The organism is Sphingomonas sp. (genome assembly GCF_035555815.1).
Taxonomy (GTDB): Bacteria; Pseudomonadota; Alphaproteobacteria; order Sphingomonadales; family Sphingomonadaceae; genus Sphingomonas.
The window spans coordinates 1-22177 of sequence record NZ_DATMGG010000128.1; the positions used below are offsets into that span (position 1 = coordinate 1).

Genomic DNA, 22177 nt, shown 5'->3' on the forward strand with positions numbered 1-22177 from the left:
AGAAACCCAGTCATGCTCGCCTCCGCCCGGCCGTGTTCATGCCGTTGTCCGAACCCGCCGCAGCAGTCGCTCGACATGCGCGATCGGCGTGTCGGGCAGGATGCCGTGACCCAGGTTGAACACATGCGCCCGGTCGGCAAACGCCGCAAGGATGCGATCGACCGCGTCGTCCAGCACCGTGCCGCCGGCGATCAGCGCCAGCGGATCGAGATTTCCCTGTACCGGCATCGTCGCCGGCAGGCTGGCGGCCGCCCACAGCGGATCGACCGTCTCGTCGATGCCGATCGCGTCGATGCCGGTCTCGCGGGCATAGGCGGGCAGCTTGCCGCCCGCGCCCTTGGGAAAGCCGATGATCGCGACGTCGGGGCAGCGCGCGCGCAATCCGGCGACGATCCGCGCGGTCGGGCCAATCACCCAGGTTTCGAACTGCGCCGGGCTCAGGCTGCCGGCCCAGCTGTCGAACAGCTGCACCGCCTCGACCCCGGCGGCGACCTGCCCTTCGAGATAATCGAGCGTGACCGCGACGATCCGCTCGACCAGCGCCGCCATCAGCCCCGGATCGTTGTATGCCAGCCGCCGCGCCGCCGCCTGTTCGCGGCTGCCCTGGCCGGCGATCATGTAGGTCGCCACCGTCCACGGCGCACCGGCGAAACCGAGGAAGGTGGTTGCCGGATCCAGCGCGGCCTTGACCGCGCGCACCGTCGCATAGACCGGGTCGAGCCGTTCGGGGCGCGGCGCCAGCCCGTCGAGCACCGCGCGGGTGGTCAGCGTCGGCGCGAGCCGTGGTCCCTCACCAGTCTCGAACCACAGATCCTGGCCCAGCGCCCACGGCACCATCAGGATGTCGGAGAACAGGATCGCGCCGTCGAAACCGAACCGGCGGATCGGCTGGAGCGTGACCTCGGCCGCCGCGACGCTGTCCGTCGCCAGCTCGAGGAAGCCGCCCTTGTCCGCCCGCAGCGCGCGATATTCGGGCAGATAGCGCCCGGCCTGACGCATCAGCCATACCGGCGGCACCGCCTGCCGCGTACCGCGCAACGTCGCGAGCAACGGCTTGGTCTCAATCACGTTCACGCCGTCGCCTACCTCTTAAAAGAAAGAATCTATGGGTTGTTGAAGGTTGTTGGTCGGTTGATCGCCGGGATTAGGCTTCCGCCCCGATTATGCCAACAGCTTGACCGGCGTATTCCGACGCGGCGCCGCGGATTCGCGCCGGGGCATCCCCGCTATCCACAGGCTGTGGGATGAATCGCCGGATGTCGGCGCCGCTGTGGATGACGGTGGATGAATCGACCGGAATCGGTGCGCTTGGCGCCCGGCCGGGGTTGCGCTAGCGACTGTCCCCATGTTTTCCACAGATCTGTGCTGAATGCGGCTGCACCTTCACCTTCTGTCCGATTCCACCGGCGAGACGCTGGAGAATATCGCCAAGGCGGCGCTCGCCCAATATGACGACGTCGAGACCCAGCGGCATTTCTGGCCGATGGTGCGCAGCGAGGCGCATCTGGAGCGCATCCTGCAGGAGATCGCGCAAAAGCCCGGCCTGGTACTGTTCACGCTGGTGAATCCGGCGATCCGCCACATGCTGGAGGGGCGCTGCCGGGCGATGGGATTGCCGGCGGTGGCGCCGCTCGACGGGGTCAACGACGCGCTGTCGGCGATGCTGGGGCAGGAAGCCAAGGCGCGGCCGGGCCGCCAGCACATCCTCGACGCCGCCTATTTCGCGCGGGTCGAGGCGATCCAGTGGACGATCGCGCACGACGACGGCATCGCGCCGGAGGATTGGGAGCAGGCCGATATCGTGCTGGCCGGCGTATCGCGATCGTCGAAGACGCCGACGTCGATCTATCTCGCCAATCGGGGGTACAAGACCGCCAATATCCCGATCGTGGTCGAATCGCCGCCGCCGCGCGCGCTTTACGCGTTGCGGAATCCGCTAGTGGTGGGGCTGACGACCAGCATCGACCGGCTGGTGCAGGTCCGCCGCAACCGGCTGCTGTCGCTCAACCAGAAGACGGAGACCGCCTATGTCGAGCAGGATTCGGTGGCGAAGGAGGTCGCCTTTGCCCGCCGCATGTTCGCCGACAATGGCTGGCCGGTGATCGACGTCACCCGCCGATCGATCGAGGAGACCGCGGCGGCGATCATCGGGCTGGTCAACGATCGCGATCTGCTGAGGGTGGAAACATGATGAGGCTGGTGCTGGCATCGGGCAGCGCGTCGCGGCGGGCGATGCTCGACGCGGCGGGGGTGGCGTTCGACGTGTCGCCGCCGAACGTCGACGAGGCGGCGGCGAAGGCCGGGCTGATCGGGGCGGGCGGCCGCGATACCGCCGACGCGCTCGCCGAGTTGAAGGCGCGCAAGGTCTCGCTGCGCGATCCTGCCGCGCTCGTGCTCGGCAGCGATTCGGTGGTCGAGCTGGCCGACGGCACGCTGCTCGACAAGCCTGGCGACCGGGCGGAGGCGGAAGATCACCTGCGGCGGATGTCGGGCCATCGCCACAAGCTGCACAGCGCGGCGGTGATCGCGGAGGGCGGCCGACCGGTCTGGCGCGAGGTCGACACCGCGACGCTGTTCGTTCGCCCCTTGAGCGACGCGTTCATCGCCGCCTACCTCGACGCCGAATGGCCCGCGATCGCCGGCTGCGTCGGCTGCTTCCGCATCGAGGGGCCGGGGGTGCAGCTGTTCGCCCGCGTCGATGGGAGCCACTTCACGATATTGGGGATGCCGTTGTTGCCGGTGCTCGATTATCTGCGGGTCAGGGGCGTGCTGACGTCATGACGCGCGCCGATGCCCCGGCCGGCACGGGCCGGCCCTATGCCGAGGTGATCGGCGATCCGATCGCCCAGTCGAAATCGCCGGTGATCCACGGCTTCTGGCTCGACTCGCTCGGCATCGATGCCGAATATCGCAAGACATTGGTCGCCGCCGCCGATCTGCCTGGCTATTTCGCCGATCGCCGCGCCGATCCGGCGTGGCGCGGATGCAACATCACCATCCCGCACAAAATCGCCGCGCTCGACCTGGTCGAGGATCGCGGCGGGGTGCGCCAGTCGATCGGCGCGATCAATTGCGTGCTGCGGGACGGCGACGCGCTGATCGGCACCAATACCGACGCGGGCGGTTTCGTTGCGCCGATCGTCGGGCTCGATCTCACCGGACAGCATGTCACGGTGATCGGTGCCGGCGGCGCGGCGCGTGCGGTGCTGTTCGCGCTGTCGAAGCTGGGGGTCGGCCGCGTCACCGTGATGAACCGCAGCCCGCTCAAGGCGGCGGGGCTGCTCGCCGGGTTCGGGCTGAAGGGCGACGTGGTGCCGCTGGCCGCCCCGCTGGCGCCGACCACCGCGCTGCTGGTCAACACCAGCGCGCTGGGCATGACCGGCCAGCCGCCGCTGGAAATCGATCTGGCGCCGCTCCCCGAGGACGCCGTGGTCTATGACATCGTCTACGCGCCGCTGGAGACGCCGCTGCTGGCGCAGGCGCACGCGCGCGGGCTCGACACGGTCGATGGGCTGGAGATGCTGATCGGCCAGGCCGCGCTCGCGTTCGAGCTGCTGTTCGACGCACCGCCGCCGCGCGACAGGGACGAGGAATTGCGCGCGTTGTTGACGTCATGACGGCCCGCCCGATCACGCTGGGCCTGACCGGATCGATCGGCATGGGCAAATCGACCGTCGCGGCGATGTTCGCCGACGAAGGCGTGCCGGTGTTCGACGCCGATGCCGCCGTCCACCGCCTGCACGGACCGGCCGGACGGCTGGTCGCGGCGATCGAGGCGCGCTTTCCCGATACCACCAGCGCGCGCGGGGTCGATCGGACCCTGCTGGCGGAAGCGGTGTTCGGCAATCCGACCGAACTGGAGGCGCTGGAGGCGATCGTCCACCCGGCGGTGGCGGAGGAACGCGCCGCCTTCCTGGCTGAACACGCCGCCGCGCCGCTGGTGGTGCTCGATGTGCCGCTGCTGTTCGAGACCGGCGGCGATGCGCATGTCGACAAGGTGGTGGTGGTGTCGGCGCCGGCCGACGTGCAGCGCGCGCGGGTCCTGGCGCGGCCGGGGATGACGGCGGAGCGGTTCGCCGCAATCCTCGCCAAGCAGGTCCCCGACGCCGAAAAGCGCGCGCGCGCCGATTTCGTCATCCCCACTGGCGGGACGATCGACGATACGCGCGACGCGGTCCGCCGTCTGGTCGCTTGCCTGTTGGACGCGGGAGGCGGATAAGGTCGTCATGCGCGAAATCGTTTTCGACACCGAGACCACCGGGTTGAGCTTTCCCGGTGGCGACCGGCTGGTCGAGATCGGCTGTGTCGAACTGATCAACAAGGTCGAGACCGGGCGGACTTTCCACGTCTACATCAACCCCGAACGGCCGATGCCGGCGGAGGCCGAGCGGATCCACGGGCTGGGCGACGCCTTTCTTTCGGACAAGCCGGTGTTCGCGCGGCTGGCCGCCGAGCTGATCGAGTTCATCGGCGACGCGCCGCTGATCGCGCATAATGCCGGATTCGATTTTTCCTTCATCAACGGCGAATTGCGCCGCTGCGGACATGATGAGGTGTGTCGCAGCCGGATGGTCGATACGCTGGCGATCGCGCGCACCCGCCATCCCGGCGCCAAGCACACGCTCGACGCGCTGTGCACCCGCTACGGCATCGATCGCAGCCACCGCGTGCTGCACGGCGCGCTGCTCGACGCGCAGCTTCTGGCGCAGGTCTATGTCGAATTGTCGGGCGGGCGCCAGATCGGGCTGGGCCTGGCGGTGGAGATCGCGGCGGAGGAGGTGGCGCCGGTCGCGCGCGCCGTGGCGCGTCCGGCGCGTCCCCACGCCGCCACCGCCGACGAATTGGCCCGCCACGCCGAATTCATGGCGACGGTGAAGGAACCGTTGTGGGGGGCTCCGGCGTTCGGTTGACGCACCCGGGGGGCGTTCCTAGGTGCGCCTCCCCAATCAAGAAGGAGAAAGCGATGGAAATCCGGGTCTCTGGTCACCAGGTCGATACTGGTGAAGCACTGAAGAGCCAGGTCGAGGAGCGCCTTCAGGGGATTGCGGATAAATATTTCTCGCGGGCGATTTCCGCCCAAGTCACCTTTGGCAAGGGGCCGCACGATCACCGCTTCACCTGCGACATCGTCGCGCATGTGATGCAGGGGCTGATCCTCAAGGGCAGCAACGGCGGCCAGGATGCGCGCGGCGCGTTCGAGGGCGCGGCCGACAAGATCGAGAAGCAGTTGCGCCGCTACATGCGTCGCTTGAAGGATCGCAACGCCGATCGCGCGGCGGCGGCGGCGGAGGCGGCTGTGGCAGTGGCCGCCAACGGCTTCGACAATGCCGGCTACACGCTGTTCAACGAGGGTGCGGAGCAGGAGGAAGCCGCCGACGCACCGCTGATCATCGCGGAGACGCGCGTCGACGTGCCCGATGCCAGCGTGTCAGACGCGGTGATGATGCTCGATCTGCGCAACACCAACGCGCTGCTGTTCACCAACAGCGGCACCGGCAGCCTCAACATGGTCTATCGCCGTGGCGACGGTACGATCGGCTGGGTCGAACCCAATCGCGCCAGCTGATCGACGGACCGTCATGATCGAGATGATCGACCTGCTCGGCCTCGACGCCGTGTTTGCCGATATGCCCGCGGGCAACAAGCGGGCGCTGTTCGCCGCGCTCGGCACGGCGTCGGAGCGGCTGTGGGAACTGGATGGCGCTGCCGTCGCCGAACGCCTGGCCTCGCGGGAAAAGCTGGGGACCACGGGGTTCGGTGGCGGCATCGCGGTGCCCCACGCCAAGATCGCCGGACTCGGTTCGGTGCGGGGGGTGTTCGCGCGCCTCGCGCGGCCGATCGAGTTCGCCGCGGTCGATGATCTGCCGGTCGATCTGGTGTTCATGCTGCTGTCGCCGGTCGATGCCGGCGCCGATCACCTCAAGGCGCTGGCGCAGGTCTCCCGCCGGCTGCGGGATCGCACGCTGGCCGACAAGCTGCGCGGTGCCGGGTCGCCCGACGCGCTCTATGCGTTGCTGACCGGCGTCGAAGCGCGCGATGCCGCCTGAACCGGCCACGCCGCCGCCGGCCGGGGCGGAAGCCCATTTTCGCGCGCTCGAATCGCTCTATGACGCCGCGCCGGTCAACCGGCTGTTCGACTCGCGGCTAGAGATCACCGGGGCGGGGCAGGCGCGTATCTCTTTCACGGTGTCGGGCGATTTCTACCACGCGGCGGGCGCGCTGCACGGCACCGCCTATTTCAAGATGCTCGACGATGCCGCCTTCTACGCGGCGAATAGCCTGGTCAGCGATCGTTTCCTGCTGACCACCGCGTTCAACCTGCTGTTCACCCGTCCGCTGCGCGAGGGGCCGGTGATCGCCGAGGGGCGCTGGGTCAGCGGTCACCGCAGGGTGATGGTCGCCGAGGCGCGGCTGGTCGATGCGAGCGGGGAGGAAGCGGCGCGGGGCACCGGCACCTTCATGAAATCGCATATCCCGCTGGCGGGCCTGCCCGGCTATCGGATGTGAGCGACCGGCTGCCGAGCGGGGTATTGGTCAAGGCGCTGATCCGCCGCGTCCACGATGCCGGCGGCAGCGCGATGGTGCTCGCGCGCGGCGATCAACAGGGCGGCGCGCTGCTGGCGCTGCTGCTCGATCGGGGCGGCGACCCCCGCTTCGTCGAGCGCGGAGTCGGGGGTGAGGGGCGGCCGGCGATCATCCGCAGCGGCCCGCGCGAAACCGATGACGCGGCGATCACCGACTATTGGCAGCGCCGCGTCGCGCGCGACCCCGATCTGTGGGTGGTGGAACTGGACATCCCGGAAGCGGAACGATTCGTCGCTGAAACGATCGCGCTCGATTGACATTGTTGCACCGCAAAATCAGGTGCGCCGTAGTTTGTTAGCGTTGTGCCTTTCGGAGTGCGATTCCGGTCGGTTACGCAGTCGGGGGGTTTCCCGTTCCGGTCGCTTCCCGCGGATGTGCGGGCCTGAAGCCGGATCGTGCGCCAACCGCACTTGATCGAAGCTTGATGAATCTGGTTACCCGCGCCGCATCTCCTGTGGCGGTTCTTCTCTTTGGCGCCGCGCTGGTGGGCATCTCGGCGCCCGGCTTCGCGCAGCAGCTCGATTCCGCGCCGCTCGCCACCCTAAACGCGCTGACGCTTCCACAAGTTCCCCCCGCGCCCGAGCCTGTCCAGGCCGAGCCGGTGCCGGCGAACGCGACGCAGCTCCAGCCGGCGGTGGTCCAGGACGCACCGGTCACCATGGCGCAGGCCGACGCCATCGACGATGATGATGATTACGATTCGCTCGCCGAGGCCGTCGCCGCGCAAAGCGCCGCCGCCGACGATAGCGAGCTGCGCTGCCTCGCCTCGGGCGTCTATTTCGAATCTAAGGGTGAGCCGCTCGCCGGCCAGCTCGCGGTGGCGCAGACCATCCTCAACCGCACCCGTTCGGGCCGGTTCCCCAAGTCGGTGTGTTCGGTGCTGACCCAGCGCGGCCAGTTCTCGTTCGTGCGCGGCGGCAATGTCCCCAGCGGCAGCGGCCGTGCGTGGTCGACCGCGATCGCGGTGGCCAAAGTCGCGCAGCGCGACTTGTGGGATTCGGCCGCCGGCAATGCGCTGTTCTTCCACGCGCGCAGCGTCGCGCCGGGCTGGCGGATGGCGAAGGTCGCCGCGATCGGCAACCACGTCTTTTACCGCTGATCTTTTCAGTGTTCGTGTAATGTTCTAGAAGGGGGCATGGCCAGCGCCGTGCCCCTTTCCGATTCCGCGCTCGCCGCGTCGCTCCCGCTCGTCGCGGCGGACGTCGCGCGCGGGGTGTGCCGGATGCTGCTGCGCCACGATATCGTCGCGATCGCAGAGGTGCCGCTGGCCGGCGGGCGGCGGGCCGACCTGATGGCGCTTGATGCGCGCGGCGGGCTGGTGATCGTCGAGATCAAGGTATCGCGCGCCGATCTGCTCGGCGACGGCAAATGGACCGACTATCTCGATCATTGCGACCGGTTCTACTGGGCGGTGCCAGAGGGGTTCGATGCCAGCCCGCTCGACGGCGCCGGTTTCCTGCCCGACCGCGCCGGGGTGATCGTCGCCGACCGCTATGACGCGGCGATCATGCGGGAAGCGGCGACAGTGGCGATGCCCGCCCCCGCCCGTCGGCGCTGTACGCTGGCGCTGGCCCGCCGCGCGGCGCGGCGGGTGATCGGGCTGGTCGATCCCGATGCGTTCGGCGATCTGGGTGGGTATTAAAGTCCCGGACCGGACACGCGGCGTGTGGCCCCGGCCTTTGGCGCGTCGGCGAGCAGCTTGGTCAGCGCGGGCGAGCGGGTGTCGCGCTGGGCATAGTCACGCGCCGACAGTCCGGCGATGACGTCGCGCTGATCGGGGTTGGCGCCGGCATCGAGCAGGGTGCGCGCCAGATCGAGGTTGCGCAGCTGCACCGCGCGGATCAGCGGCGTTTCGCCGGAGGCATTGGCCAGGTTGATGTTGGCCTTTTGCTTGATCAGCGTATCGACGCAGCCGAAGCAACTGCTGCTGATCGCGACCATCAACGGGGTGTTGCCGCGCCCGTCCTGCAGATTGATGTCGGCGCCGCGCCCCAGCAGGAAACGGATGTAGGTCGCGTCGCTGCGCTTGGCGACGATGTGGAGCGCGCCGTCGCCGGCGTCGTCGCGCGCGTTGATGATCCGCGAACCGGGCTTGTCGAGGATCTCGGTCACCTTGGTGCCGTCGGCGTCGCGCACCGCCTTCAGGAATTCATAGCTGTCGGACATGCGTTGCGCGGGCAGCGCGGCCGGCGCGGCGATGACGACGGCGGCAAGGGCGAAGCGGAGGACGGAAGGTTTCATCGAGACGGTAAACCCTGGTTGAGCTTGCATGGAAGCGCCTAGCAGACCAAGGCTCGCGATGCCATGAACAGACGCTTACCGGCCCTGGCCCTTTTGCTTGCCCCGATCGTCGCGCTGGCGGCGTGCGGTGGCGCTTCCGCTCCCGATCAACCGCCACCGCTGGCCGGTGCGCGGATCGGCGGCGCCTTTGCGCTGACTGATCAGGATGGCAGGCGGGTGACCGATCGCGACCTGGCCGGCCGCTATCGCATCATGTATTTCGGCTATACCTATTGCCCCGACGTCTGCCCGGTCGATGTCCAGGCGATCGGCGCCGGGCTGGCCGCGTTCGAAAAGGCGGCGCCGGCGCGCGGGAGCAAGGTGGTGCCGGTATTCGTGAGCGTCGATCCCGGCCGCGATACCGCGCCGGTGCTCAAGCAGTTCGTCAACGCCTTTCATCCGCGCATGATCGGGCTGACCGGCACGCGGGCGGAAATCGACGCGGTGACCAAGGCTTACGGCATCTTCTACAAGATCGATCTGCCCGGCCCCGGCGGTGGTTATCTGGTATCGCACAGCCGACAGGCCTATCTGATGGCACCCGACGGCACGCCGGTCGCGCTGCTGCCGGCCGATCAGGGGCCGCAGGCGGTGACCGCCGAACTCGAACGCTGGGTGAAGTGACGGAAACGAAGTTCTGGGAATCGCTGCCGCTCGCCGCGCTCGATCGCGCGCAGTGGGAGGCGTTGTGCGACGGATGCGGGAAATGTTGCCTCCACAAGCTGGAGGATGAGGAAACCGGAGTCCTCTACGCCACCAACGTCGCCTGCCGCCTGCTCGACCGGCGCAGCGGCCAGTGCAACGACTATCGCCATCGCCGCGCCTATGTGCCCGATTGCGTGCGGCTGACCAACGCCAACGTCGGCGATATCGAATGGCTTCCCTCCACCTGCGCCTATCGCTTGCGCGCCAATGGGGAGCCGCTGCCCGACTGGCATTATCTGGTGTGCGGCGATCGCGAGGCGGTGCACGCCGCCGGCGAATCGACGCGCGGCTGGACCGTGTCGGAGCTGGAGGCGGGCGACCTCGAGCATCACATGATCGATCGCGAATTGTGAACCCTGCCGGGATCGAGGTCCGCCGTCATCCGCGCGCGCGGAAACTGCGGCTGTCGGTCGATCCGGTCAGCGGGCGGGTGCGCCTGACCCTGCCGCCGCGCGCCGCGCTCAAGCCGGCGCTGCAATGGGCGGAGGAACAGGCCGGATGGATCGCCGCGCAGCGCGCGCGGATGCCCGAATCGCAACCCTTCGCGCCGGGCGGGCTGGTGCCGTTCGCCGGAATCGATCTGACGCTCGACCATCGACCGGCGGCGCCGCGCACACCGTATCGTGATGGCGATCGGCTGGTCTGCGGCGGCCCGTCCGCGGGATTCGCCGGACGAATCGCGCGCTGGCTGCGGCGGGAGGCGCTGCGCGTGTTGAGCGCCGAGACCGCCGAGTTCGCAGCAAAGGCGGAGGTGACGGTCTCGATGGTCGCGGTCGGCGATCCGCGCGGGCGTTGGGGCAGTTGTTCGTCCCGGGGCGCGATCCGTTATAGCTGGCGGCTGATCCTCGCCCCCGACTGGGTGCGGCGCGCGACCGTGGCGCATGAGGTCGCGCACCGCGTCCACATGAACCACAGCCCGGTGTTCCATGCGCTGGTCGCCGAATTGCTCGAACGCGATCCCGCCCCGGCGCGAGCGTGGCTGCGCGCCAACGGCGCCCGGCTTCACGGGTTGGGCCGCGACTCCTGATCGCCGCCGCGGGGGCGGTCGCGATCGACCGGACGCGGAATATCGCGCGCGGGCGGCTGGCGCGATCCGTCGCGTGCCCCATCGCGTCCCCCGTCGCGTGATCCGTCTCTGGAGCGATCGCGGCCGATCGCGCGGTCGATGAAATCCTGGTCGAGCCGCTGCGGCGGCGGCGCCAGCGCCTCGCCCCCGCCCGGCGGGAACGCCTGCGGCGCATCGACGCCAGGATCGACGCCGCCGGGATCGTCGGGCGCGCGCACGATCGGGTTGCCGTCCGGGTCGACCAACATCTCGTCGTTGTCGGGCTCGCCCAGATAGGCCTCGTCATCGGGCTCGAGCTGCCATTCCGGCAGCGTCACCTGGGTATCGAAATTCTCGATCGGGCGATCGGCGACCGCCTTCTTCATGAAGCCGGCAAAGGCGCGCGCGGGGGCGGTGCCGCCCTGCAGCCCCGGAATGGTCCTGGCGTCGTCGCGGCCCATCCACACCCCGGTGGTGATTCCGCTGGAGAAGCCGAGGAACCAGCCGTCCTTGTTCGAGCTGGTGGTGCCGGTCTTGCCAGCGACCGGCCGGCCGATCTGCGCGGCGCGAGCGGTGCCGGTGTTGACGGCGGTCTGGAGCAGGTCGGTCATCTCGGCGGCGACATAAGGCGCGACCAGCACGCGGCTGGTGTCGACCTGGTGCGAATAGATCACCTGTCCGTTGGCGGTGACGCGCGTGATCGCATAGGGGGTGACCAGCACGCCCTTTTGCCCGACGCTGGCGAACGCGCGGGTCATGTCGATCAGCCGCACGTCGCTTGTGCCCAGCACCATCGACGGATGGGTGTTGACCGGGGTGGTGATGCCGAACCGTTTGGCCATGTCGGCGACGGTGCCGAAGCCGACCTCCTGCCCCAGCTTGGCGGCGATGGTGTTGATTGAATAGGCAAAGGCGGTGCGCAGGTCGATCTGGCCGGAGAAGCGGCGCGACGAATTGCGCGGGCTCCACCCGTCGATCGTCACCGCCTCGTCGACCACGGCGTCGTCGGGCTTGTGCCCGGCCTCCAGCGCGGCGAGGTAGACGAACAGCTTGAACGCCGAACCAGGCTGGCGCGTCGCCTGGGTGGCGCGGTTGTAGATCGACGTGATGTAATCCTTGCCGCCGACCATCGCGCGCACTTCGCCGCCGCGATCGAGCGCGACCAGCGCCCCCTGCGCCCCGGCGGGGGTGTTGGCGGCGATCGCCTCGTCGGCGGCGCGCTGCATCCCCAGGTCGAGCGTGGTCCACACCTCCAGCGGCTCGACCGTCTCGTCGATCAGCGTCTCGAGCTGCGGCAAGGCCCAGTCGGTGAAGTAGCGCACCGAATTGCGGCCCGGCTCGGTCGCCAGCTTGACCGCCTGAACATCCGATTCGGCGACGGCGGCGGCGCCGGGGACGCCCTGCTGCTTCATCAGCCGCAGCACCACGCGTCCGCGATCGACCGCGGCGTCGGCGTCGGCGGTCGGCGAATAGTTGCTCGGCGCCTTGACCAGCCCGGCGATGATCGCCGATTCGGGCAGCGACAGATTGGCGGCGGGATGGCCGAAGAACTTGCGGCTGGCGGCGTCGATGCCGTACGCGCCGCCGCCGAAATAGGCCTTGTTCAGGTAGATCTCGAGGATCTGGTCCTTGGTGAACTTGCGCTCCAGCGCCAGCGCGACGATCCCTTCGCGCAGCTTGCGCGCGTAGGAGCGGTTGGAGGTGAGGAACACCATCCGCGCCAGCTGCTGGGTGATGGTCGATACGCCGGCGACGCGGCGATCCCGCTCGAAGCTGACCCTGAGGCCGCGCGCGATGCCGATCGGATCGACCCCGACGTGGCTGCGGAACCGCCGATCCTCGACCGCGACGATCGCGTCGCGCATCCCCTCTGGAATCCGGTCGTAGGGAATCCACTCGCCATAGCTTGGCCCCAGCGACACGATCACCGTGCCGTCGGCGGCATGGACGCGGATCATCTGGCCGTTGGGCGACGATTTGAGCTGGTCGAAACTGGGCAGCGATGCGCGCGCGGTATAGACGGCGATCGCCAGCGCGGCGCACGCCAGCACCGCGAGCGTCAGGCAGATGCCCACCATCCAGCCAAGGACGCGTCGCCAACGGGGCTTCGGAGATCGAGTACGGGTCGCCATCGCGTCGTCCCGATGACTACGCGGTTAAGGATTCGCCGACAAGGGGATCGACGAGCGGATCAGGCCGCCTCGCCGTTCGCCCTGGCGCGGAATTCGAGGCTGACCGAGTTCATGCAATAGCGTTGCCCGGTCGGCGGCGGGCCATCGGGAAAGACGTGGCCCAGATGGCCGTCGCAGCGCGCGCACCGTGCCTCGACTCGCGTCATGCCATGGCTGGTGTCGCCATGCTCGCTGACCCGGTCGGGCGTGATCGGCCGGGTGAAGCTGGGCCAGCCCGATCCCGAATCATATTTGTCGTCGCTGTCGAACAGGTCGAGCGCGCAGCCGGCGCAGCGATAGATGCCGTCGGCCTTGTTGTTGTTGTAGCGGCCTGAAAAGGCGGGTTCGGTCCCCGCCTCGCGCAGGACGTGGAATTGCTCCGGGGACAGCCGCTTGCGCCAGTCGGCTTCGGACAGGTTGAGATGATCCATGGTCCCTTCCAGATGGAAGCGGCGCCCGCGCGCGTCAACGCCCCAATGCGTGACCGCGCTCAAGGTTTCCATGCGTGTGCGGCCCGGACGCGCCGGAAAGCGCGCGACTCAGTCCTTCCACGCCCACCAGATCTGGGCCGGGGGCACGTTCCACCATTCGATCTCGTAATCGATATGGTCGAAATGCGGGGTCAGGAAATTCCGCACGTTGGGGTTGAACTGATAGACGAGGAACGCGCCGTCCTGGCGCAGAACGCGGCGAGTCGCGGCGACGATCCGGTCTCCGACGCCCGGCGGCAGCGTCGAGAACGGCAGGCCGGACAGGACATAGTCGGCCGATTCATGGCCGTGATCGGCGACGATCGATTCGACGTCCTCCGCCGATCCCTGGACGACGGAGAAGCGCGGATCGCGCACCGTGTCGCGCAGATAGGCGACGAAATCGGGATTGGTGTCGATCGCGACATACTGCCCGTCGGGACCCAGCCGGTCGAGCACCGCCTGGCAAAAGGTGCCGACGCCCGGCCCATATTCGACGAACATCCGGACGTTGCCCCAGTCGACGCGGTCGAGCACGCGGCGGATGGTGCGGTTGGACGACGGGATGATCGACCCGACCATGACCGGCCGGCGAAAGAACTCGCGCAGGAACATCGCACGCGGCGACAGGCGGCGATTGGCCTTGCGCGCTTCGCGGCCGACGGAAATCGAACTGGGCATCATGATCCTTGCGAAGCCGACAGGCCTGTGTCCGTCGCAAAACTGCAACGAAAGTGCAAGCGCGAGGGTTGCGTGCAGGCCCTCGACAGGTTGCAAGATGCGACGGGCCGTCTAATCGGATCGGCATGACCGCCCCGCGCCTCGACCGCACCTTTGCGATGCTGTTCCTGGTGATGCTGACCATTGCCGCGGGCAATACCGCGCTGCAGTCGGTGCTGCCGGCGCTCGGCCGATCGCTGGGCGTGCGCGACAGCTGGGTGGCTGCGGCATTCTCGGTCTCCGCGCTGTTGTGGGTGGTGGCGGCGCCATTCTGGGCCAATCGCTCGGATCGTTACGGACGCCGCGCGATGGTGCTGCTCGGCGTCAGTGGCTTTTGCCTGTCGCTGTTCCTGTGCGGCCTGTTCCTGACCGCGGGCATCAACGGCTGGATTCCCGGCACGCTGGCGTTCGCGCTGTTCGTGGTCGGGCGCATTCTCTACGGCGGGCTCGGATCGGCGGCACCCCCTGCGGTGCAGGCGATCGTCGCCGGGCGGACGTCGCGCGAGGAGCGCACCCGCGCGCTGGCGCTGCTCGGGTCGGCGTTCGGGCTGGGCACCATCCTGGGGCCGGCGATCGCCCCCTATCTGGTGGTCGGGCATCTGGGATCGGTCGACATCGGGCTGGCCGGGCCGGCGTTCGTCGGCTGCGCCTTCGGGCTGTTCGTTCTGGTCATCGCCGCGCGCGGGCTGCCCCGGCAGGGCGACGTCGCCGGACACGGCGCCGCCTCCGCCTATCCGTCGATCGGCGGCGCGCCGACCGGGGCCAGCGTGACCGCCGCCACCGCCGAACCGGGCGCGCAGGTCGGCTTCGCCGATCCGCGCATCCGCAACTGGATGGTGGTGGGGCTGGTGATGGGCCATGCCCAGGCAATGACCGGGCAGGCGATCGGCTTCCTCGTCATCGACCGGCTGCACCTGGCCCCGGCCGAAGCGTTGCAGCCGACCGGGCTGGTGTTGATGACTGGCGCGCTGTGCGCGCTGCTGGTGCAATGGGGGTTCATCCCGCTGCTCGATCTCAAGCCGGCGATGCTGGTGCGGATCGGGCTGGTGATCGCCGCGGTGGGCTGTGTCGCCACGGGCACGGCGGGGACGCTTTACGGTATCGCGATGGGCAATGCGCTGGCGGCGATGGGGTTCGGCTTCATCCGGCCCGGCTTCACCGCCGGATCGAGCCTGGCGGTCGATTCGGCGTCGCAGGGATCGGTCGCGGGCAAGGTCACGTCGGTCAACGGCGCGTCGTTCGTACTCGGGCCGTCGATCGGCGTCGGGCTGTACGAGCTGTGGCGGCCGCTGCCCTATCTGGCCGCCGCCGCCGCGCTGGCGCTGTTGCTCGGCTATGCCTGGGTCAGTCTCCGCCCTTCGGACCCCGGCCGTGGAGCGTCCCCGGCGCGATGAAGCCCAGCGGCTGTATCGCCAGCGCATCCTGCTTCAGCTGTGCCGACATCGTGCGATATTCCTCCTCCATCTCGGCGGTGACCGACGCGCGCGATTCGTCGAGCGCCTCCTCGAAATCGGCCATCGTCACGGAACGGGCGTCGAGCGACTTGCGCAGTGCGATCATGCCGGCGCGGCGGACGACATCCTCCAGGTCGGCACCGGTGAAACGTTCGGTCCGCCCGGCGATCGCGTCGAGATCGACGTCGCCGTCCAGCGGCATCCGGTGGGTCTGAATGTCGAGGATGCGCCGCCGCCCCTCGCGGTTGGGCACGCCGACATAGATCAGCTCGTCGAACCGGCCGGGGCGGAGCAGCGCCGGGTCGACCAGATTGGGGCGATTGGTCGCGCCGATCACCACCACCGACTGGAGTTCCTCCAGCCCGTCCATCTCCGCCAGGATGGTGTTGACCACGCGCTCGGTGACCTGTGGCTCGCCGACCCCGCCGCCGCGCGCCGGCACCAGCGAATCGAGCTCGTCGATGAAGATGACGCACGGGGCCACCTGACGCGCGCGGGCGAACAGGCGGGCGATCTGCTGCTCGCTCTCGCCATACCATTTGCTGAGCAGGTCGGACGATTTGGTGGCGATGAAATTGGCGTCGGCCTCGCGCGCCACCGCCTTGGCGAGCAGGGTCTTGCCGGTGCCCGGGGGGCCATAGAGCAGGAAGCCCTTGGCCGGGCGGATGCCGATGCGGCGGAACGAATCGGGCGACTTGAGCGGCAGTTCGACGCCCTCCTTCAGTCGCTCCTGTGCCTGGTCGAGTCCGCCGACATCCTCCCAGCGCACCTGCGGCGCCTGGACCATCACCTCGCGCATCGCTGACGGCTGGACGCGCTTCAGCGCCTCGAGGAAGTCCTCGCGCGTCACCGACAGCGTGTCGAGCACCTCGGGCGGGATCGTCCCTTCCTCGAGGTTCAGGCGCGGCATGATGCGGCGCACCGCCTCGATCGCCGCCTCGCGGCACAGCGCGGCCATGTCGGCGCCGACGAAGCCGTAGGTGGTGCGCGCCAATTCGGCCAGGTCGACGTTCTCGGCCAGCGGCATCCCGCGGGTGTGGATGCCCAGGATCTCGCGCCGGCCGCGCTCGTCGGGCACGCCGACCACGATCTCGCGGTCGAAGCGGCCGGGACGGCGCAGCGCCTCGTCGATCGCCTCGGGACGATTGGTGGCGGCGATGACGACGATGTTGGCGCGCGCCTCCAGCCCGTCCATCAGCGTCAGCAGCTGGGCGACCAGCCGTTTCTCCGCCTCGCCCGTCACCTGCCCGCGCTTGGGCGCGATCGAATCGATCTCGTCGATGAACACGATCGACGGCGCGTTGGCGGCGGCCTCCTCGAACACCTCGCGCAGCTTCTTCTCGGATTCGCCATAGGCCGATCCCATGATCTCCGGCCCGTTGATCAGGACGAAATTGGCGTCGCTTTCGTTGGCCACCGCGCGCGCCAGCCGCGTCTTGCCGGTGCCGGGCGGGCCGTGGAGCAGCACGCCCTTGGGCGGATCGACGCCCAGCCGCTGGAACAGCTCGGGATAGCGCAGCGGCAGCTCGACCATCTCGCGCAGCTGGTCGATCGTCGCGGCCATGCCGCCGACATCGTCATAGGTGACGTCGGCGCGGCGGCTTTCCTTCGGCTCCTCGTAATCGGGGCGCAGGTCGATCTCGGTATCCTCGTCGACATGCACGATGCCCTTGGGCGTGGTCGACACCACCACCATGCGGATTTCCTGCAACGCATAGGCGGGCGCGCGCAGATATTGCGCGATGTGCGGCGGCACATCGTTACCGGCGACGCGCTGCTGGCCGACGGTGGCGATGGTGTCGCCCGCGCACAGCGGCCGGCCGGCGAAGCTGCGCTTGAGCGCGATCGCCGATCCCTGCAGCCGCACGTTCTTTGATGCCGGGGCGAACACCACGCGCGTCGCCGGTTTCGATTCGCCGCGCCGGATCTCGACGAAATCGCCCGAACCGACCCCGGCATTGGCGCGTTGCAGCCCGTCGATGCGCAGGATTTCGAGGCCCTCGTCCTCGGAATAGGGCAGCACCGCGCGCGCCGCCGTCACCCGCTTGCCGACGATCTCGATCACGTCGCCCTCGGTCACGCCCAGCGCCGCCATCAACGTGCGCGGGATGTGGGCGAGGCCGCGGCCGCTGTCCTCTGGCCGGGCATTGGCCACCTGCAGCTTGTGGGCGCCCGTCTCTTCGTCGGCCATCCGGCGTCTCCTTACGCTATCCCCTGAACGGCCCAGATAGGGGCGCGATCGGGCGAACGCGAGGGGGCGCTGCTATCCGCGACGGGCAAATATCCGCGACGGGCAAATATCCGCGACGGGCAAAAAAATGGCCGATCCCGAAGGACCGGCCTGGAAAGGTTTAGGAGAGGATGCCTGAAAGGCCTGCTCTATGTGCAGTGCAGCACGATCTTGTGCAAGTGCGAAATAAACGGCTGCGATTGCAAAAATCGCAAGTGCCGCCGCTCGATTCCGCCGGACCGATTGCGTTTTTGACATTTGCCCGTGGTGCGATGCAAAAAGATACGGCGATGCGCAGGCTTCCTCCCCTCACCGCGATCGAGGCGTTCGTCCAGGTCGCCCGGCTCGGCTCTATCAAGGCCGCCGCCGAGGAACTGGCGCTGTCCTCGCCCGCGCTCAGCCGGCGGGTGCAGGCGCTGGAACGCTTCATCGGCAAGCCGCTGTTCGAGCGGCGGCATCAGGCGCTGAAGCTCAATTCGGACGGCGAACGGCTGCTCGCCGGGATCGCGCCCGCGCTCGACACGATTTCCGACACGGTCGAGGCGATGACCAGCGGGGTCGAGTTGCTGCGGCTGCGGCTGGGCGTGCTGCCGCTGTTCGCGACGCAGCGATTGCTGCCGCGCCTGGCCGAACTGAAACGGCTCCACCCCGAACTGCACCTCGACGTCGATACCGGCGGGCACGGGGTCACCCGGCTGGGCGACGGGCTGGATGCGGCGATCGTGCTGGCGGAGGAGGTCGATCCCGCGCTCTATGCGCGCCGGCTCGATCGCAACCGCGTCCATGTCATCGGCGCGCGCAGCCTGGTCGAGGGGACGGACCCGATCACCCGGCCGGAACAGCTGGGCGGGCAGACCGTGCTCATCCACCGCGACATGCCGGAAACCTTCATCGCCTGGCGCGACGCGGTCGGCCTGCCCGATCTCGAGCCGCTCGCGGTCGATCATTTCGATTCGGGATCGCTGATGCTGGAGGCGGCGGCGCAGGGGCTGGGCATCGCCTTCATGCTCGAATCGCATTTCGAGGCGGCCAATGATCCCCGGCTGACGCAGCTGTTCGATACCACGGTGGAGAGCCGCTACAGCTATTGGTTCGCCTGCCGGCCGCGCGCGTTGACGACGCGGCCGGTCAAGCTGTTCCACGACTGGCTGGTCGGCGCGGTGGCGACGGTCTGAGGCCGCGCGAGCCGGTGCTCCGGCGCAGGCCGGAGCGCTCAGTCCACCTCGCCCCGGCCGCCTCCAGCGCCTTGCACCGGAGCACGACTCGAAGCGAGTTGATCGCGCTATGCGGCGCGCGCCTTGACGATCTTGCCGGGATTGCGCGGCGGCTCGCCCTTCGGCAGCGCGTCGACATTGTCCATGCCCTCGGTCACCTCGCCCCATACGGTGTACTGGCCGTCGAGGAAGGTGGCGTCATCGAACACGATGAAGAACTGGCTGTTGGCGCTGTTGGGATCGGAGGTGCGCGCCATCGAGCACACGCCGCGCACGTGCGGCGCGTCGCTGAACTCGGCGGCGAGATCGGGCAGGTCCGATCCGCCGGAGCCGCGCCCGGTCGGGTCGCCGCCCTGCGCCATGAACCCGTCGATCACGCGGTGAAACACCACACCGTCATAGAAGCCGTCGTTGGCGAGCGTCGCGATCCGCTCGACATGGCCCGGCGCCAGATCGGGGCGCAGGCGAATCGTGACGTCGCCGGTATCCAGCGTCAGGGTCAGCGTTTCGGGAAGGTCGGTCACGTGCGTTACTCCATCAGGGATGCCCGCACCTAGGGATCGGGTTTCCAAACGGCAATGCCCGCGCCGATTGGCAGGCGGCACCGACGGCGTTAAGGGGCGCAATGCAGCCAGGGAGGGCCGGACGATGAGCGAAACCGATCTTCCCACCGCCGATGCCGCGGAAACCAGCGAACTGGACGAGGACGACCGGCTCAAGCCCGAGTTCGTCCGCGCCGTGCTCGACGCGGTCGACGCCGGCGACAGCGGTCGCGCGCACGCGCTGGTCGAGCCGCTCCACCCCGCCGACATCGCCGACCTGTTCGAGCTGACCCCGGCCGAGCAGCGCGGAGCGCTGGCGCACGCGCTGGCCGACCTGCTCGACGGCGACGTGCTGTCGGAGATGAATGACTGGGTGCGCGAGGAGCTGATCGACAGCCTCGAGCCGCACGAGGTCGCCGACATCGCCGCCGAGCTCGATACCGACGACGCCGTCGCGATCATCGAGGACATGGAGCCGGCGGACCAGCGCGAGGTGCTCCGCGCGCTCGACCCCGACGATCGCGCCGCGATCGAGGAGGCGCTGAGCTATCCCGAGGAATCCGCCGGCCGCCTGATGCAGCGCGAGCTGATCGCGGTGCCCGAGCATTGGACGGTCGGCGACGTGCTCGACTATCTGCGCGGCAATGAGGATCTGACCACCGATTTCTGGGAGATCTTCGTCGTCGATCCGGGGCACAAGCCGATCGGCTCCTGCCAGCTCTCCTGGATCCTGCGCGCGCCCCGCGCGGTCGCGATGGGCGACGTGATGAAGCGCGAGCAGACGCTGATCCCGGTCGACATGGATCAGGAGGAGGTGGCGCTGCGCTTCCAGAAATACGCGCTGATCTCCGCCGCGGTGACCGACACCACCGGCCGGCTTGTCGGCATGATCACCGTCGACGACATCGTCCACATCATCTCCGAGGAAGCGGGCGAGGACATCCTGCGCCTGTCGGGTGCGGGCGAGGGCGACATCAACGAACCGGTGATCGACAGCTACAAGGCGCGGGTGCGCTGGCTGATCGCCAACCTGGGCACCGCGCTGGTCGCCGCGACGATCATCACATTGTTCGAGGGGACGATCAGCAAGATGGTCGCGCTCGCCTCGCTGATGCCGATCGTCGCCGGGGTCGGCGGCAATGCGGGCACGCAGACGATGGCGGTGACGGTGCGCGCGCTGTCGACCAACCAGCTCACCCAGTCGAACAGCTGGCGCGCGGTGCGGCGCGAGATCTCGATCGCGGTGCTCAACGGCGCCACCGTCGCGATGGTGATCGGCTTGGCGGTGGCGACGGTCTATCGCAACCCGCTGCTCGGGTTGGTGATCGCGTCGGCGATGCTCGCCAATATCGTCATCGCCGGGCTGGCCGGGGTAATCGTGCCGCTCGGGCTGGAACGGCTGAAGGCCGATCCGGCGGTGGCCTCGTCGATCTTCGTCACGATGACCACCGATTCGATGGGGTTCCTCGTGTTTCTCGGGCTGGCGACGGCGAGCGGGCTGGTCGGCTGACTTGAGTCGGCCGCCGCCAACCCCCAGATCACGCCGATGCCGCTTCACCTGACCAAGGTCGCCTATGGCTGCGACAGCGTCGCCTATCTGCGCCAGCGCATAGCGTCGCGCGCGGACGAGGGCGCGTTCGTGATGACCACGCGCTACCTGCCCAAGCGCCATGCCGAGATCGTGCGCGTCGATGCGGCGGGCGGATCGCTGTTCTGGATCGTCAAGCACCAGCTGGTCGGCCGCACCCCGATCCTCGGGTTCGGTGAGGCGGAGGGCGGGCGCGTCGCCATCCACCTCGATCCGCGCTTCATCGCGGTGCAACCGGTGCCGAAGCGCGCCCACCAGGGCTGGCGCTATCTGGAGGGCGACGACGCGCCGATGGACCTTGATGGCGCGGCGGAGGGAATCGCGGCGATGCCCGCCGAGCTGGCTAGCAAGCTGAGCGCGCTGTCGCTGATCTGAGTCAGGACGACACTACCCGTATCGTCATTGCGGCCGATGCCGGCGCGGCGCCGACGATCGCGACCGCCGGCAACGCCCGCATCGGCGCTAGCTCAATACACCCGCTTCTTCGGCTTGATGTAGTCGATGTCGTCGGTCAGCGTGTATTCGTGGACCGGGCGGTAATCGAGCGTGGTCGCGCCGCCCTTGCCGCCCCATCCGTCGAAGGTGGCGATGGTGTGCTTCATCCACTCGGCGTCGTTCCGATCCGGATAATCCTCGTGCATGTGCGCGCCGCGCGATTCCTTGCGGTTGATCGCGCCGCGGATCGTCACCATCCCCTGGCCGATCAGATTGTCGAGCTCTAGCGTCTCGACCAGATCGGTGTTCCAGATCAGCGAACGGTCGGTGACGGCGATGTCCTGCATCGACGCATAGACCTGTTCCATCCGGGTCACGCCCTCGGCCATCAATTCGTCGGTGCGGAACACAGCGCAATGCTTTTGCATCGTGCGCTGCATGTCGAGCCGGATCGTCGCGGTAGGGGTGCCACCCTTTGCGTTGCGGAAATGATCGAGGCGGCCCAGCGCCAGATCTTCGGACCCGCTGGGCAGCGGGTTGTGCGGCGTGTTGGGTTTGATGATCTCGGCGATGCGCTTGCCGGTCGCGCGGCCGAACACCACCAGATCGATCAGCGAATTGGAGCCGAGCCGGTTGGCGCCGTGGACGCTGACGCACGCTGCTTCGCCGACCGCGAACAGGCCGGGGACGACCGCGTCGGGATCGCCGTCGCGCAACTGGACGACCTCACCGTGATAA

26 protein-coding genes are annotated in these 22177 nt (G+C 68.6%); 18 read left to right on the top strand and 8 right to left on the bottom strand.

Features of this window, described 5'->3' with window-relative positions:
- Nucleotides 1-36: 36 nt before the first annotated feature.
- Complete coding sequence (gene hemE / locus VNR91_RS06975; RefSeq protein ID WP_325490073.1) at nt 37-1068, bottom strand: uroporphyrinogen decarboxylase; 1032 nt, start codon at nt 1066-1068, stop codon at nt 37-39.
- Nucleotides 1069-1369: 301 nt separating this feature from the next.
- Here hemE and VNR91_RS06980 point away from each other — a divergent pair, with 301 nt between their 5' ends.
- The 11 genes from VNR91_RS06980 (at nt 1370) to VNR91_RS07030 (ending at nt 8227) form a co-directional block, all read left to right on the top strand.
- Nucleotides 1370-2191, top strand: coding sequence for a pyruvate, water dikinase regulatory protein (locus tag VNR91_RS06980; protein WP_325490049.1), 822 nt, complete (start codon nt 1370-1372; stop codon nt 2189-2191).
- Nucleotides 2191-2781 carry a nucleoside triphosphate pyrophosphatase gene (locus VNR91_RS06985; RefSeq protein ID WP_325490050.1) on the top strand — a complete coding sequence of 197 codons (591 nt, stop codon included), beginning with the start codon at nt 2191-2193 and terminating at the stop codon, nt 2779-2781. The genes VNR91_RS06980 and VNR91_RS06985 overlap by 1 nt, the downstream gene beginning before the upstream one ends.
- A complete protein-coding gene (locus VNR91_RS06990) occupies nt 2778-3617 on the top strand; it encodes a shikimate dehydrogenase (RefSeq protein ID WP_325490051.1) in 840 nt (279 codons plus the stop codon). The genes VNR91_RS06985 and VNR91_RS06990 overlap by 4 nt, the downstream gene beginning before the upstream one ends.
- A complete protein-coding gene (gene coaE / locus VNR91_RS06995) occupies nt 3614-4219 on the top strand; it encodes a dephospho-CoA kinase (RefSeq protein WP_325490052.1) in 606 nt (201 codons plus the stop codon). Before VNR91_RS06990 ends, coaE begins: the two co-directional genes overlap by 4 nt.
- 7 nt (nt 4220-4226) lie before the next feature.
- Nucleotides 4227-4910, top strand: coding sequence for a DNA polymerase III subunit epsilon (gene dnaQ / locus VNR91_RS07000; protein ID WP_325490053.1), 684 nt, complete (start codon nt 4227-4229; stop codon nt 4908-4910).
- A 53-nt stretch (nt 4911-4963) separates the two neighbouring features.
- The gene (gene hpf, locus VNR91_RS07005; protein WP_325490054.1) at nt 4964-5566 is read left to right on the top strand and encodes a ribosome hibernation-promoting factor, HPF/YfiA family; all 603 of its coding nucleotides are present in this window, start codon (nt 4964-4966) and stop codon (nt 5564-5566) included.
- A gap of 13 nt (nt 5567-5579) precedes the next feature.
- Entirely contained in the window at nt 5580-6047 is a 468-nt protein-coding gene (locus VNR91_RS07010) for a PTS sugar transporter subunit IIA (protein WP_325490055.1), read from the top strand.
- Nucleotides 6037-6507, top strand: coding sequence for a PaaI family thioesterase (locus VNR91_RS07015; RefSeq protein ID WP_325490056.1), 471 nt, complete (start codon nt 6037-6039; stop codon nt 6505-6507). The genes VNR91_RS07010 and VNR91_RS07015 overlap by 11 nt, the downstream gene beginning before the upstream one ends.
- Nucleotides 6504-6842 (top strand): DUF1491 family protein, encoded by a 339-nt coding sequence (locus tag VNR91_RS07020; protein ID WP_325490057.1) that lies wholly within the window; start codon nt 6504-6506, stop codon nt 6840-6842. Before VNR91_RS07015 ends, VNR91_RS07020 begins: the two co-directional genes overlap by 4 nt.
- Nucleotides 6843-7039: 197 nt before the next feature.
- The gene (locus VNR91_RS07025) at nt 7040-7684 is read left to right on the top strand and encodes a cell wall hydrolase (RefSeq protein WP_325490058.1); all 645 of its coding nucleotides are present in this window, start codon (nt 7040-7042) and stop codon (nt 7682-7684) included.
- A 36-nt stretch (nt 7685-7720) separates the two neighbouring features.
- Nucleotides 7721-8227, top strand: coding sequence for an MmcB family DNA repair protein (locus VNR91_RS07030; protein ID WP_414712387.1), 507 nt, complete (start codon nt 7721-7723; stop codon nt 8225-8227).
- Here VNR91_RS07030 and VNR91_RS07035 read toward each other — a convergent pair.
- Entirely contained in the window at nt 8224-8826 is a 603-nt protein-coding gene (locus tag VNR91_RS07035) for an ankyrin repeat domain-containing protein (RefSeq protein ID WP_325490060.1), read from the bottom strand. The genes VNR91_RS07030 and VNR91_RS07035 overlap by 4 nt on opposite strands.
- Before the next feature lie 63 nt (nt 8827-8889).
- Here VNR91_RS07035 and VNR91_RS07040 point away from each other — a divergent pair, with 63 nt between their 5' ends.
- Genes VNR91_RS07040 through VNR91_RS07050 form a run of 3 tightly spaced genes read left to right on the top strand, consistent with a single transcriptional unit; the run spans nt 8890 to nt 10597 of the window.
- A complete protein-coding gene (locus VNR91_RS07040) occupies nt 8890-9489 on the top strand; it encodes an SCO family protein (RefSeq protein WP_325490061.1) in 600 nt (199 codons plus the stop codon).
- Entirely contained in the window at nt 9477-9923 is a 447-nt protein-coding gene (locus VNR91_RS07045) for a YcgN family cysteine cluster protein (RefSeq protein WP_325490074.1), read from the top strand. Before VNR91_RS07040 ends, VNR91_RS07045 begins: the two co-directional genes overlap by 13 nt.
- A complete protein-coding gene (locus tag VNR91_RS07050; RefSeq protein WP_325490062.1) occupies nt 9920-10597 on the top strand; it encodes a SprT family zinc-dependent metalloprotease in 678 nt (225 codons plus the stop codon). Before VNR91_RS07045 ends, VNR91_RS07050 begins: the two co-directional genes overlap by 4 nt.
- Here VNR91_RS07050 and VNR91_RS07055 read toward each other — a convergent pair.
- The 3 genes from VNR91_RS07055 to VNR91_RS07065 form a co-directional block, all read right to left on the bottom strand.
- Nucleotides 10573-12693, bottom strand: coding sequence for a PBP1A family penicillin-binding protein (locus VNR91_RS07055; protein WP_325490063.1), 2121 nt, complete (start codon nt 12691-12693; stop codon nt 10573-10575). The two genes, VNR91_RS07050 and VNR91_RS07055, sit on opposite strands and share 25 nt — an antisense overlap.
- Before the next feature lie 113 nt (nt 12694-12806).
- Complete coding sequence (gene msrB / locus VNR91_RS07060; protein WP_325490064.1) at nt 12807-13217, bottom strand: peptide-methionine (R)-S-oxide reductase MsrB; 411 nt, start codon at nt 13215-13217, stop codon at nt 12807-12809.
- Nucleotides 13218-13325: 108 nt separating this feature from the next.
- Nucleotides 13326-13937: a class I SAM-dependent methyltransferase gene (locus VNR91_RS07065; protein WP_414712388.1), complete on the bottom strand. Its 612-nt coding sequence runs from the start codon at nt 13935-13937 to the stop codon at nt 13326-13328.
- Nucleotides 13938-14062: 125 nt separating this feature from the next.
- Between VNR91_RS07065 and VNR91_RS07070 the strand changes: the two genes are divergently transcribed.
- Nucleotides 14063-15370 carry an MFS transporter gene (locus VNR91_RS07070; protein WP_325490066.1) on the top strand — a complete coding sequence of 436 codons (1308 nt, stop codon included), beginning with the start codon at nt 14063-14065 and terminating at the stop codon, nt 15368-15370.
- Here VNR91_RS07070 and VNR91_RS07075 read toward each other — a convergent pair.
- Nucleotides 15321-17621, bottom strand: a complete 2301-nt coding sequence (locus VNR91_RS07075) for a CDC48 family AAA ATPase (protein WP_325490067.1) — start codon at nt 17619-17621, stop codon at nt 15321-15323. The two genes, VNR91_RS07070 and VNR91_RS07075, sit on opposite strands and share 50 nt — an antisense overlap.
- A gap of 329 nt (nt 17622-17950) precedes the next feature.
- On the opposite strand from VNR91_RS07075, the gene VNR91_RS07080 reads away from it, so the two are divergent.
- Nucleotides 17951-18835: a LysR substrate-binding domain-containing protein gene (locus VNR91_RS07080; RefSeq protein WP_325490068.1), complete on the top strand. Its 885-nt coding sequence runs from the start codon at nt 17951-17953 to the stop codon at nt 18833-18835.
- Between the two features lie 107 nt (nt 18836-18942).
- Here VNR91_RS07080 and VNR91_RS07085 read toward each other — a convergent pair whose 3' ends face one another.
- The gene (locus VNR91_RS07085) at nt 18943-19398 is read right to left on the bottom strand and encodes a peptidylprolyl isomerase (protein ID WP_325490069.1); all 456 of its coding nucleotides are present in this window, start codon (nt 19396-19398) and stop codon (nt 18943-18945) included.
- A 124-nt stretch (nt 19399-19522) separates the two neighbouring features.
- On the opposite strand from VNR91_RS07085, the gene mgtE reads away from it, so the two are divergent.
- Together mgtE and VNR91_RS07095 are read left to right on the top strand one after the other, a co-directional pair.
- Nucleotides 19523-20926 (top strand): magnesium transporter, encoded by a 1404-nt coding sequence (gene mgtE / locus VNR91_RS07090; RefSeq protein ID WP_325490070.1) that lies wholly within the window; start codon nt 19523-19525, stop codon nt 20924-20926.
- A 36-nt stretch (nt 20927-20962) separates the two neighbouring features.
- On the top strand, nt 20963-21379 hold the full coding sequence (locus VNR91_RS07095; protein ID WP_325490071.1) for a DUF1489 domain-containing protein: 417 nt from the start codon (nt 20963-20965) through the stop codon (nt 21377-21379).
- Between the two features lie 92 nt (nt 21380-21471).
- Here the strand turns inward: VNR91_RS07095 and VNR91_RS07100 are convergent.
- Nucleotides 21472-22177 (bottom strand): FAD-binding protein (locus VNR91_RS07100; protein ID WP_325490072.1); only part of this gene is annotated, 706 nt, incomplete at its 5' end.